Source organism: Protofrankia sp. Cj5, assembly GCF_917627405.1.
Classification (GTDB): Bacteria; Actinomycetota; Actinomycetes; order Frankiales; family Frankiaceae; genus Protofrankia.
In genome coordinates this window covers 21404-34352 of sequence record NZ_CAKJTO010000056.1, presented here as the reverse complement: position 1 = coordinate 34352, position 12949 = coordinate 21404, and the positions used below count along the sequence as shown (strand labels likewise).

General features: G+C 70.1%; 10 protein-coding genes. 1 reads left to right on the top strand and 9 read right to left on the bottom strand.

All coding sequences use genetic code 11. The features are described from left to right. Together MJ777_RS13695 and MJ777_RS13690 are read right to left on the bottom strand one after the other, a co-directional pair. On the bottom strand, positions 1–1706 hold a 1706-nt coding region (locus MJ777_RS13695), incomplete at its 3' end, for a beta-ketoacyl synthase N-terminal-like domain-containing protein (protein ID WP_239376620.1). Next, positions 1703–3502 carry a fatty acyl-AMP ligase gene (locus MJ777_RS13690; RefSeq protein WP_239346433.1) on the bottom strand — a complete coding sequence of 600 codons (1800 nt, stop codon included), beginning with the start codon at positions 3500–3502 and terminating at the stop codon, positions 1703–1705. The genes MJ777_RS13690 and MJ777_RS13695, both read right to left, overlap by 4 nt. Positions 3503–4168: 666 nt before the next feature. On the opposite strand from MJ777_RS13690, the gene MJ777_RS13685 reads away from it, so the two are divergent. After that, the gene (locus tag MJ777_RS13685) at positions 4169–5734 is read left to right on the top strand and encodes a GMC oxidoreductase (protein WP_239376619.1); all 1566 of its coding nucleotides are present in this window, start codon (positions 4169–4171) and stop codon (positions 5732–5734) included. A 51-nt stretch (positions 5735–5785) separates the two neighbouring features. Here MJ777_RS13685 and MJ777_RS13680 read toward each other — a convergent pair whose 3' ends face one another. From MJ777_RS13680 to MJ777_RS13645, 7 genes are all read right to left on the bottom strand, one after another. After that, a complete protein-coding gene (locus MJ777_RS13680) occupies positions 5786–6637 on the bottom strand; it encodes an SDR family oxidoreductase (RefSeq protein WP_239309646.1) in 852 nt (283 codons plus the stop codon). After that, positions 6634–7980, bottom strand: coding sequence for an NAD(P)/FAD-dependent oxidoreductase (locus tag MJ777_RS13675; RefSeq protein ID WP_255720534.1), 1347 nt, complete (start codon positions 7978–7980; stop codon positions 6634–6636). Before MJ777_RS13675 ends, MJ777_RS13680 begins: the two co-directional genes overlap by 4 nt. Before the next feature lie 77 nt (positions 7981–8057). Next, positions 8058–9011, bottom strand: a complete 954-nt coding sequence (locus MJ777_RS13665; RefSeq protein WP_239376618.1) for an enoyl-CoA hydratase/isomerase family protein — start codon at positions 9009–9011, stop codon at positions 8058–8060. A 92-nt stretch (positions 9012–9103) separates the two neighbouring features. Then, positions 9104–10492 (bottom strand): FAD-dependent oxidoreductase, encoded by a 1389-nt coding sequence (locus MJ777_RS13660; RefSeq protein WP_239376614.1) that lies wholly within the window; start codon positions 10490–10492, stop codon positions 9104–9106. Positions 10493–10509: 17 nt separating this feature from the next. After that, positions 10510–11466 carry an oxidoreductase gene (locus tag MJ777_RS13655; RefSeq protein ID WP_239376604.1) on the bottom strand — a complete coding sequence of 319 codons (957 nt, stop codon included), beginning with the start codon at positions 11464–11466 and terminating at the stop codon, positions 10510–10512. Between the two features lie 50 nt (positions 11467–11516). After that, on the bottom strand, positions 11517–11786 hold the full coding sequence (locus MJ777_RS13650; protein WP_239309653.1) for an acyl carrier protein: 270 nt from the start codon (positions 11784–11786) through the stop codon (positions 11517–11519). 32 nt (positions 11787–11818) lie between these two features. Beyond that, positions 11819–12778, bottom strand: a complete 960-nt coding sequence (locus tag MJ777_RS13645) for a beta-ketoacyl-ACP synthase III (RefSeq protein WP_239309655.1) — start codon at positions 12776–12778, stop codon at positions 11819–11821. Positions 12779–12949 lie beyond the last annotated feature (171 nt).

Here is a 12949-nt window from a genome sequence, read left to right as displayed (position 1 = left end):
GCCCAGGCCGCCGCCCGCCTGGCGAGCGCCGGTCCGCTCCGGGCCGACAGCGGCAGCAGCACCGGCTCGCCGTCGCCGGACGGTTCGGCCGGCTGCGGCTGTGGCGTGGCCGGCGCGCCCGACAGCACCAGGTGGGAGTTGGTCCCGCCGAAGCCGAAGGAGCTGACCCCGGCCAGCCGGGCTGGCCGGCCGCCAGGCCGGTCCGGCCAGCGCTGCCCGTTGCCGGCCGCGACCCGCACGGCCAGGCCGTCCAGCCCGGACAGCGGGCTGGGCCGCTCGAAGTGGACGGTCGGCGGGATCTCACCGTGGTGCAGGGCCAGCGCTACCTTGATCAGACCGGCGATGCCGGCCGCCGCCTCCAGGTGGCCGAGGTTGGACTTGGCCGAACCGACGACCAGCGGGCGGCCGTCGGGCCGGCCCGCCAGCAGCACCTCCACCAGCGCCCCGAGCTCGATCCGGTCGCCGACCGCGGTGCCAGTGCCGTGCGCCTCGACGTAGTCGACCGCCGCCGCGTCCACCCCGGCCGCGGTGTAGGCCGAGCGCAGCAGCGCCTCTTGGGCTGGCCGGCTGGGCGCGGTCAGCCCGTTGGTACGGCCGTCGGAGTTGAGCGCGCCGGCCCGGATCACCGCGTAGACGCGGTCACCGTCGGCGACCGCCTGTGACAGCGTCTTGAGCACCACGACCCCGGCGCCCTCGGCGCGGACGTAGCCGTCGGCCCGGTGGTCGAACGGCTTGCACCGGCCGTCGGCCGCCATCAGCCCGCCGCGGCTGAAGCTCAGGGCGATCCGCGGACTGGTGATGACGTTGACCCCACCGGCCAGCGCCAGCTTGGTCTCGCCGGCCCGCAGCGCCTGGCAGGCCAGGTAGACCGCGACCAGCGACGACGAGCAGGCGGTGTCGACAACCAGGCTCGGCCCGCGCAGGTTCAGGCAGTACGAGAGGCGGTTGGCCACGATGCTCAGCACGCCGCCGGTCCCGTCGTAGGGCTCGGCGCCGTCGAGGGTGCTGAACATGGCGATACCGTGGTCGAACGTGGAGGCACCCAGGTAGACACCGGTGCTCGACCCGGCCAGCCCGCTCGGTGCGACCCCGGCGTCTTCGAGGGCCTCCCAGGCCACCTCCAGCGCGATCCGCTGCTGGGGGTCCATCCGCGACGCCTCGCGCGCGGCGATGCCGAAGAACTCGGCGTCGAAGCCCTCGACGTCGTCGAGGAAACCCCCCCAGCGGGTGTTCATCTTGCCGGCGGTGGCCGGGTCCGGATGGTACAGCGCGTCCGCGTCCCAGCGGGCGGGCGGGACGTGGCCGACCGCGTCGACGCCGCCGGTCAGCAGCCGCCAGTACGCCTCCGGGCCGGCGGCGCCCGGGACCCGGCAGCCGATCCCGACGATCGCGACCGGCTCGGGGCCGCCGGTCCCGGTCACCCATCCCCCGCCTGCCTCGCCTGCCTCGCCTGCCTCGCCGGCATCGCTGGCCAGGCCGGCCACGAAGGCCGCGGCCGCGCCGATTGTCGGGTAGTCGTAGGCCAGCGTGGGTGACAGCGGCCGGCCGACGTGGCGCTGGAGGTCGTCGGATAGTTCCACCGCCTGCATCGACGTCAGCCCGAGGGCGATGAACTCGATGTCGCTGTCGATCGTGTCCGGCTCGGCCCCGGTCACTTCGGCGATCCGGGCGAGGAGCCAGGCGGCGATCGCGTCGATGCCGGTCACTGTGCCCTCCCCGCCGGCTCGGCCACCGGCAGCCGGGCAGGCGTCAGCTCGCCGGCCAGGTAGGCGTCGCGGCAGGCCCGGCGGCGGACCTTCCCACTGGACGTCCGCGGCACCGCGCCCGGCGCGACGAGCACCAGGTCGTCGACGTTGATCCCATGTTCGGCGGCGACCGATGCCCGGACGGCCCGCGTGATCTCGGCCAGCGTCGGCACGGTGCTGGCCGCCGCACCCGCCCAGGCGCCGGCCGGCCGGGCCATTTCGGCCACGATCACCAGCTTCTCGCCGCCACCGTCGTCACCGCCGTCATCGTGGGTGGCGGCGAACGCAGCGCATCCGCCGCCACCCCGGATCCATGGGTGGGCGGCCTCGACAGTGGCCTCCAGATCCTGGGGATAGTGGTTGCGGCCGCCCACGATGACCAGGTCCTTGAGCCGGCCAGTGATGAACAGCTCGCCGTCGTGCAGCACGCCCAGGTCGCCGGTGCGCAGGAACGGCTGGTTACCGTCAGAGACGAGCCGGGCCGCGAAGGTACGCTCGCTCTCCTCGGGCCGCCCCCAATACCCGCCGGCGAGGTCCGGGCCGCCGACCCAGACCTCGCCGACACGGCCCGACGCGCGCGGCTGGCCGGTGTCAGGGTCGACGATCTCTACCCGGCGCTCCCCGGTCGGCGCGCCGACCCCCACGATCGTCTGGCTCCCACCCGGTACCAGCCGCCCGGCGGCCAGCGCCGCTCGGTCGACCCGCAGCATCCGCGGCTGGGCGCCGGCCGTCGACACGGTGGTGATCAGGACGTTCTCGGCGAGGCCGTAGGCGGCGCGCAGGGCCTTCGGGTCGAATCCGTGGGGCCGATAGGCCGCCGCGAACGCGTCAAGGGTCGCCGGTCGGACCGGCTCAGCGCCGTTGAACGCGACCCGCCAGCTCGTCAGGTCCAGCTCGGCCCGTTCATCCGGCGGGACCCGCCGGACGCACAGGTCATAGCCGAAGTTCGGGGCGCCGGCAACGGTACCCCGGTAACGGGTGATAGCGGTCAGCCAGCGGACCGGCCGCTGCACGAATACCAGCGATGGCATGAGGACGGCCGAGGCGCCCAGGTAGAACGTCTGGAGCACTTTGCCGATCAGACCCATGTCGTGGAACAACGGCAACCAGGACACGATCACGTCGTCGGCGCCGAGGCCCATACCGTCCGCCTGCACCCGGGCGTTGCGCAGCAGCGCCTCATGGGTGACCATGACGCCCTTCGGCGTCGAGGTGGAGCCCGATGTGTACTGCAGGAAGGACAGGTCATCGGGCCGGGGCGGGACGGCCTGCCGGGCGGCCTCGACGCCCGGTCCGGCCATCCACACGTCGGGCCCGATGCCGAGCCACCGCGGCGCATCCAGCTCGGGGGCGAACCGAGTGATCTGTGCACGCAGGTCACCCCGGCCGCCGGTGAGCACGGCCGTCGCCGCGCAGTCGCGGGCGATGGCCCGAAGCGTGGCTATCCGGCGCGCCGACCCCACGGGCGTGGGGACCGCCAACGGCACGGCCACCACCCCGGCATGCTGGCAGGCCATGAAGGCGACGATGTAGTCAGCGATGTCGTTTTCGAGGATGAGCGCCCGGTCGCCCGGGGCGCAGACGTCCAGCAGGCGGGCCGCGAGCGTGCGGGCGGCCGCTGCGAGGCGCTCGTAGGTAATCGAGACGCCTTCCTGTCGGCCGTCGGGAAGGACGGTGCAGAAGGTTTTTGATCCCCGTTCCCGCGCGTGTTCGGTCAGTAGCGCGGCGATCGTCGTCGGCCGCGGCGAGGAACGCACATTCAGCTCCTTGGACAGACGCCGTGCGGTACGGGCAGTATCGAGCCGGCGGGCGTTTCCGGCAGCAGTGAACGCGGGGTAGTGACCGCGCCGCGGCGTCGATGGCTGGGAAAGTAGCGGGCCGGTCCCGAGTGCCCGTGCCAGAAATACACGACCAACGCACGGACTTCGATCACAACCCGGTCACAAACATAACCGGGAAGAACGCCGCGGTCAACCCTCGGTAAGTTGCCAGACAGTCTTCATCGCGTTTTTCCTAGTACCGGCGTTACCATGATTAATGCCGCTCGGCTTAAGTACCTAGCCGGGTAGCGATAATGCTAGTACCGGGTCGTCAATGTGACAGACCAGCGACTTTTGCCGCGTACCAGTGATTGGTATCTTCTGCTCGTTCCGCAAAGAAAAAGATGTTCGTATCCCGCACTGGTGTGCACAGGGCGGATCACTCTTTCGGAACTGGGGGGGCCTCAGTGGTCGCCGCTGGACGTTGCTCGGGGTATGTCGGATGCCAGGCGGATGCGTCGCGAGGCGCTGGCTGGCGCCGGCAGGCCCTGGGTGAACTTCCGGCGGCGACCACTAAGGTGCGCGTCACCGCCGGGCAGTGCGGACTCCAGCTCCGGAGCAAAGGAGAATTATCCGTTCCGCGCAATGGATGGAGTCCAGCGTATGACTGTCATAGATCGCAGGAGACTACTCGGACTCGCGGTTGGTGGTGGTGTCACGGCCGCCACCACCGCGGTCATCGGCAATCCGTCGGCATTCGCCGACAGCAACGTGAGCGGACGGCGGGCCATCGTCATCGGGTCCGGGTTCAGCGGCTCGGTGGCCGCGTTGCGGCTGGGCCAGGCCGGGATCCGCACGCTGGTCCTGGAACGCGGGCAGCGTTACCGCTATAGCCCAACCGAAGCTGTGTTCAGCACCGAACTGAACCCGTCGAGTTCCATGTTCTGGTTCCAGGACACGATGATCTGGCCAGGGGTCCCGGAGACGCCGATCGACCGCGTGCCCGGGCTCATGCAGATCGTGGTGGCCAACGGGATCGAAATGGCCTGCGCGGCCGCGGTCGGCGGCGGCTCGGTGGTCTACGCGGGGTGCACCGTGCAGCCGCCGCGCAAGTACTTCGAGGCGCTGTTCCCGGCCGGCGTTTCCTACAGCGAACTCGACCGCGTCTATTACCCGCGGGTGCGCAGGATGCTCAATACGCAGACGGTGCCCGACGATATCTACCGCTCGGACCCGTTCACCCATGCCCGGGCATACGACGACCAGATGCGAGCGGCCGGCTTCCCTACCACCCCGGTGATGACCGACTTCAACTGGGACAAGGTACGGGGCGAGCTTGCTGGGAAGCTGCGCCCGTCGGCTACTGTCGGTGAATCAAGTTTCGGTAACAGTGACGGCGCCAAAAATGACACAACGCAGAACTACCTGCCGGCTGCGGTGAGTACCGGCAATGTACAGATCAACCCGCTTACCGAGGTCACCGGAATCCGCTCGTGCAAGGGCGGCGGGTACGCGGTCGAGGTACGCCAGCTCGCCACCGACGGCAGCGTCGTCAGCACCCGTGAACTGACCACCGACCTGCTGTTCCTGGCCGCTGGTTCGATTAACACCACCCGGCTGCTGGTCGCGGCCCGGGAGACGGGAGCGCTGCCGGACCTGTCCGCCGCGATCGGTTCGAACTGGGGCACCAACGGTGACGCGTTCACCTTCCGGGGCTTCTCCGGCCCGACCGGCGCCACCCAGGCCGCGCCATGCGTGTCCACGACGTTCCTCGACGGGAACTTCGGAATCCCGGTGCGGGTCGAGAACTGGTGGCTGATCAATTTCAATGGAACCCCGAACCTTGCTCAGTTCAGCGTCGCGGTCGATATGGATAACCGCGGCACGTGGACATACGACCGGGCAACCGCGCAGGTGAACCTGGCTGATTGGGACGCGTCCAAGAATGTCCCGGCCGAAGCCGCGCCGATCGCGTTCAACCAGATGCTCGTCGACAAGGGCATCGCCGGACAGGGGCCGCCGGCTCCCACCGGAATCACCGCGCACCCGCTCGGCGGATGCGAACTCGGCAAGGCCACCGACCTTTACGGCCGGGTCAAGGGATACAAGGGCTTGTACGCGATCGATGCCTCGGTCATCCCGGGCAACGTCGGCGGTGCGAACCCCAGCTTCACGATCGCGGCGCTGGCCGAACGAGCGTTAGACAATATCATCGCAGCCGGCTTCTGATCGTAGGGGAGAGCCCCAGCCGGGGGGCTCTCCCCTCCCGCTGCGCTCCCGTCACGACGTTGTACGCCGCGACGACCGCAGGGTTGGCAGCACGGCCGCACGCATCACCCAGAACGCGACCGGGCGGGGCAGGTAACGGCCGAAGAACGCCTGCGACTTCGCCGCGGCCCCGGGCACTACCACCCGGCGCGCGTCCTTCAGCCCAGCCAGCGCCTCCCCCGCCACCCGTTCCGGCGTCTTCCAGGCAAACCAGCGGGTCGATTCGATGTCACCGATGCCCCCGACGGCGGAGAACTCGCTGCGCACCGGCCCGGGAGCCAGCAACGTACAGGTCACGCCGGTGCCGGCCATCTCCTCGTGCAGCGCCTCGGCGAACGAGTTCACGAACGCCTTCGACGCCGCGTACGTGGCCGCGGTCGGGACCGGCTGGACACCAGCCGTCGACCCGGTGAACAGAATGGCCCCGGAGCGCCGCTCGAGCATGCCGGGTAGAACGGCCATGGTGAGGTCGTGGACGGCGGCCACGTTGACCTCGACTTCCTCGATCTCCCGGGCAGGGTCGTTCGCCGTGAGCACACCGCAGGTCGGGAAGCCAGCATTGTTGCACAGCACCGCCACCGGCACGGCGGCCAGCGCGTCGCGCAGCCGGGCCCGTTGGCCCCGGTCAGCCAGGTCGCACACGCTGATCTCGATATCGACACCGTGTGCGGCCCGCAGCTCCTTGGCGAGGCGCTCCAGCACGTCGCCACGGCGGGCCACGAGCCACACCGGATGTCCGTGGGCGGCCAAGCCTCGGGCCAGCGCCTCGCCGATGCCAGACGAAGCCCCTGTCACCACGGCCCACGGCCGAGCCGGGGTCCCCCCGCCGCTGAACGGCCGGTACTCATCGGGTGAGCCGCTCATCGCCCGGTCCGGACCGGGATCGGCGCGCCGATCGCCTCGATCATCCGGTCACCGGCGTTACGTCCGGAGCGGCAGCACGACTCCAGCGAGACCCCCAACAGGTAGTCGCCAGCCAGCTCCAAGCCGGGAACGCCGGCCACGGCCTGAGCGACCTCACGGAGGAACTCGCCATGGAAAGGCAGGTAAGCGCAATAGGCCGCGTTCCAGGTCCGCCCGCCGGTGGTGACCCGCTTGGCTCGGCTGGCCCCCAGATAGCGGACGAGACGTTCCTCGGTCTCCCCCACCCAGTCGTCCAGGGTTGCCTGCTCCTGATCGCCGATCCGGCCCGGTCGGCCGCTGTAGGTGTAGCGGACGATGTGGCGTGACTCCATGGCGTAGGACCCGGCGTTACTGCACGGGCCGTTGTCGTTGATGGCAAGCGCCCGCACCTCAGGGGTGAAGATCGGCCGGTCGTACTCGACCAGGACGACCGACGAGCCGAAGTAACGTACCTCCGACAGCCGTTTGGACAGCCACGGCATCTCCGACAGCACGATGTCGGCCGTCGCGTACGCCGGGGTCGCGATGACGATGCCGTCGTAGGAGCGCTCGCTGTCCACCCCGTCCGTGGACAGCCGCAGCCCCACGGCCGCGCCGTCGCGCATGACCAGGCCTTCGACCGTCGTGCCGAGCCGGACCGTGACCCGGCGGGACAGCGCCTCCAGAGCCGGCTGGATGCCGCCGGTGAGCTGGTCGTAGGTGTCCATCAGCAGGGACAGGTTGGTGCCGAAAGTACCCAGGTAGACCTCGTCTGGTTCCGCCCCGTTCATCCGGACGGTGATCGGCCGCAGCAGCGTCTTGGTGACCTTCGGGCTGAAGTGGCCGGACAGCGGCACGTGGTCGTGGCTGCTGGACAACGCGGTGAAGTAGCTGGAGCCGAGGAAACGGTTGGTGTCATCGAGCCGGATCCGGGCCGCGAGCAGGCCGAGCCGGGCCAGGTCGCGCGGGGTCGCCATCCGACGGATGTTGTTCAAGCTGGAGCCGCGCCGGGTGCTGTCGATGGTGAGCACCTCGTCGTCCTTCATGAACGACTGGTTGATGCCGAACGGCTCCCACGGGTAACTGCCCAGGGCCGCGGTGAACGAGCGGAACGCGCTGTACTTGCGCCCGATGTTCTTCCCGCCCATCATCACCTGTTTGTCGCCGAGCTTGCCGACGCCGAACCGGCCGCCGAGCACCGGATCACGTTCGATCAGCTCGACGTCGTGCCCAGCCTGCTCAAGCCGTAGCGCGGCCGAGAGACCGGAGATTCCGCTGCCGACGACGGCGACCCGCTGGGCCTCGCCTGTCTTTCTCGCGCCCACGATGGTCTCCTCCGGGGAATGGATGCGGTGGGTGGGCGGGCCGAGCCTCGCCCGTTGGCTGGTTCAGGCGGGTCGGTTCAACCGGCACAATCGGCCGCGACCCCAGCCCGCCAGGCCGGGAGCTGGTCGCGGGTGAATTCCGCCAGGTCCTTGCCGCTCTCCTGGTGGCGCGCCAGCTGGCGCGCGTAGTGACGCATGGCGTCCTGGGCGGGCTTGCGGCTGACCAGCGCCAGGAAACGGGCCCGTTCCATGGCCATCCCACGGCGCAGGCTGACCGAACCACCGACGTAGACGGCCTGTTTGGCCGCCCGCACCGCCATCGACGAGCGGGCCGCGAGACGGGTGGCGGTCTGGTGGGCCAGCTCCGCGACCTCCTTGCTCTCGACACGGTGGTGGGCGATGCCGATCTCGACCGCCGCCCGCGGGTCAACCAGACAGCCTTCGAGAAGGAACTCAACCGCCTTCGCCGGGCCGATGGCGCGAGCGATGATCTGGCTGCCGCCCCCGCCAGGAATCAGCCCGAACAGGCCCTCGTGCAGCCCCATCCGGTATGGCCCGTCGCCGACGATCCGGATATCGCAGGCCAGCGCCAGCTCAAAACCGCCCCCAAGCGCGGAGCCGTCGATCGCGGCGACGAACACCGTGTCGCTGTCGCGCATCCGGCGCACGACCTCGTGGAAACCGAGGAGCGCGGCGACACCGGCGGCCGGGGTGCGCCCCACCAGACCGCGCAGGCCGGGTGTCCGCAGCAGGCCGGCGACCAGCCACAGCGCCGGGTAGGCGGTGCGTGGCGTCACCGGCAGGCTGAGCCCGTCAGCGACAGCGAGGACCTCCCCCAGGTCGTAATGCCCGATGAAGGTGTTAGGTACCGCGCTGGCCAGCACGACTGCCCGCACCGTCGGATCGTGCCGGGCCGCCTCGAGCACAGCGCTCAGCTCACCCATCGCGGAGGTGGTGATCAGGTTGAAGGGTGGGTTGTTGAACCGCACGGTGAGAACCGCGCCATCCCTCTCGGTCTCCACAACGCTCATCGCGGTCCTCATTTCTGTGGGGGCAGAGCCTGTTCGCGGGAGCGGCCGGCGATGCCACGCGCACAGCACCCGCCGATGTCGGCCGGCCGGCGTTACACGAGCTTGTCCAGGACAGCCGACAGCGCTGTCACCACCTCCCCGGCGGCCCGCTCACCGGAGGACAGCGCTCCGTCCATCCCGCCGTAGTTGTCCAGGGCGGTCTCGGCCCCGGCCCAGTGGATCCGGCCGGTCGGTTCCCGTAGCCCGCGTATCGGGCCGGTCAAGGAACCGGGGGTGGCGATACCGAAGTAGCAGCCGCGGGTCCACTCCTCGGCCGCCCAGTCCTTCTCCAGGTACTGGCGGGGCCGGGCGGCCAGCGGCCCGAACAGCCGTGTGAAGGAGGCCAGTACCTTCTCCCGCCGCTCGTCCGCCGGCCGGGCCGCCAGGGCCCGGGCCCGATCGCCCGGCACGAAGCCGACCAGCACACCGGGGCGTCCGGACGGCGGCGAGTTGTCGAAGGTGCCGGTCACCGGTCCCTGCGTACTCAGAGCCCGGCCGGACAGGCCCTCGTCCCGCCAGAACGGCTTGTCATAGACGGCCGCGACCTTGATGACGTGGGCCATCGGCAGACTCGCGATCGCCTGGTGGCGCGCGGCGGGCAACGGCGGGTCGAACCGAATCTGCCCGACCAGCGCGGGCGGAACAGCGACGATCACCCGTCGCGCCCGGATCCGGGTGGCGCCCGCCTCGACGTCGACCCCGGTCCCATCGTCGCGGACGGTCGTGACCGGGCGATCGCACAGCAGCCGGTCACCCAGCTCCGTGGCGAGGTGATCGGACAGCCGCTGCGCCCCGCCAACGACCCGGAAGGCAAGGTCGTTGGCTGTGGTCGCGTCGAAGCTGCCGGCCGCGCCGATGTGGGCGAGCGCCTGCAGCATCGTGAGCTGATGCGGCTCAGCCCCCCAGACCGTAGCGATGGCGGTGCGCAGAACCGAACGGCCCTCCGTGGTGTGGACCGCCCGGTCAAGCCAGGCCCCGACCGTCATCCGCGACCATTTCTCGGCCTGGGCCGCGTCCCAGGGCGCGGCGGCCGGGACCCGGCGCGCCTCGCGGTCGAGCCGGAACCGGGCCAGTCCCACGTCGAGCAGCGCGGCCGGCCGCAACGGAGGCACCTTGCGTCGCTGCCGCCGGACCTCCCCGGAGACCTCCAGCAGGTCGTTGCCCTGGCTATAGGTCTCGAACAGCTCGATCCCGGCGCTGGCGGCCAGCGCGCGGGCCCGCTTGTTGCGGCCAGCCAGCCACTGCCCACCCATCTCGACGACGCAGGAGCCGTGGCCGCTCGGCTCGCTCACGACACGGCCGCCGACCCGGCCGCGGGCCTCCAGAACCACCGGTGCCAGGCCAGCCCGCAGCGCCACCCGGCCGGCCATCAAGCCGGCCAGACCGGCCCCGACCACCACCACGTCCGCTTCGTCGGGGATCCCGGCCCCGCGCGTCGTCACCTCGCCACTCATGGCCGCTAAGCCCGCGTCTGGTCGGTGGCCAGCGCGTAGTGGACGCCGGTGGCTGCCTCGGAGACGTCCCACAGGTGGGCGGCGACCTCGGTATCGCGTGCCCGCTTGCTGGCCTTGGCCGCTCCTGGGTAGCCCCGGTAGCCCATCAGCTTGCTCGGCCCGACGAAGGCACCGCCGGGCAGGTCGGGCAGTGTCGCCGCGCACAGGATCGGCAGCGCGCCCATCCGCGGGCTGAGCGCGAATGCCTTGTTGCTGATGGCCATGCCCGTCCGCACCGGGCCCTTGAGCCCGGCCAGCTGGAGGTTGGTCGCCGCGTAGCCGGGGTGGGCGGCGACGCTGCGCAGCGTGCCCCCAGCCCGGCGATCGAGTTCGAAGGCGAACAGCAGGTTGGCCAGCTTGGCCTGGAAGTAGGCGCCATAGCGCCGGTAGCGGCGCTCCCGCTGCAGATCGTCAAACGTGATTTTCCCATAGGCATGCAGGGTGCTGCTCACGGTGACGACGCGGGGATCGGAGGCGGCCAGCAGATTGGGCAGCAGCAAGCCGGTGAGCGCGAAGTGGCCGAGGTGGTTGGTGCCGAGCTGGAGCTCGAAGCCGTCGGCGGTCGTCCGCTTCGGCGTCGCCATCACACCAGCGTTGTTGATCAGCAGGTCGAGCCGCGTGTTCTCCCGGCCGAAATCGGCGGCGAATTTGCGCACCGAACCGAGGTCAGCCAGGTCCAGCGTCCGCGCCTGGACCTGGCCGCCGGGTGCGGCGGCCCGAATCTCGGCGGCCGCGGCCTCGCCGCGGCTGATGTCGCGGCAGGCCAGCAGGACCTGGGCGCCCGCCCTGGCCAGCTCGCGTGCGGTGATGAAACCCAGACCACCATTCGCGCCGGTCACGATCGCTGTCCGACCGCTCTGGTCGACGATCGCGTCTTCGCTCCACTTCTTCTGGATGCGGAGCTTGCCGCCTTGGTTCGCCATTGTTTTCTCCCTGGACTGTCGCGGTCACTCGCTCTGGAGCAACCGCTTTCCTACGTTGACGGGGACATAGCCGCCTCCGGCCCACCGGCCATGCGCACCACTTGCTCTTCGAGTTCACCAATAGTAGCGAGTTCGGCGAACACGTCGGCGGGAATCTTGGCACCGAGTGACTCCTCCATGGCGGTCGTAATCTCCACGACCGTCAGGGAGTCGATGTCGAGCTCGGTGAAGGTGGTCGTGCGCGCCAGCCCGTCGATGTCGACCTGGGCGATTTCACGGACGACCGATCGCAGCAGAATGAGAGCGTCGTTGGTGGACATTTCTCTGCCTCCGCAAGAAGGTGAATGAACGGTCAGGGCATCCGGACGACCTGGCCGGCCCAGCTCAGGCCGGCGCCGAAAGCCAGCAGAAGTACCAGGTCACCGGAGCTGACCTGCTGCTCGCGGACGAGCCGCGACAGGGCAAGCGGCACCGATGCCGCCGACGTGTTGCCGGTGTCCACGACATCGGTGGCCACGACGGCGCCGTGCGAGGCGACTGTGCGCGCGACCGCCTCGACAATGCGCAGGTTGGCCTGATGGGGAACGATCGCGGCGAGGTCCGCCGGGCGGACGCCGGCCTCATCGCACACGTGGCGGGCCAGCGGGGCGACGTGGGTCATGGCCCACCGGTAGACGTTGCGGCCGTCCATCCGGATGGCCCAGTCACCGTCGGGTACGGCGATGAACCGGGCGCCCGAACCGTCGCTGCCCCACACAACTGGGCCGATGTCGGGTTCGCTCGAGGGGCCAACCGTGGCCGCGCCGGCGCCGTCGCCGAACAGGACGCAGACGCCCCGGTCCTCCCAGTCGATCCAGTCGGCGGTGAACCGCTCTGACCCGACGACCAGCACATGGCGGGCAGACCCGCGGCAGACCAGGCTGGCCGCCACCTCCAGCCCGTGGCAGAAGCCAGAACAGGCGGAGTTGAGGTCGAACGCCGCTGGTGACGCGCAGCCCAGCAGCTCCGCGACCATGGACGCACCACCCGGGATCGCCCGTGGGATCGAACAGGTAGCGAGGATCACGACATCGATGCTGTCGGCGCTCAGCCGGCTCGCGGCCAGCGCTTTCCTGCCAGCCTCGACGGCCATGGACACGACGGTGTCGTCTGGCGCCGCGACATGGCGGGATCCGATCCCGGTCCGGGAGCGGATCCACGTGTCGCTGGTGTCGATGGTCTCGGCCAGCTCGTCATTGGTTACTACTCGTGATGGTCGGTAATCCCCCAGGCCGAGGATGCGGGCGTGTGGCGACCGGACGCGGACGCTCACGTGGCATCCGTGTGCTCACGATAGGTGAACGCCAGCCCGGTTGTGTGCCGGGCCGCCCAGCCATGACTGTCATCGCCGGAAGCCCCGAGAGAAATAAGCTCATCCTCTCCGCGCATATTTTCCCCTTCTTCGGCGGTTATTTGTTCGTCATGCTGACCGTCGGCGAGGTGT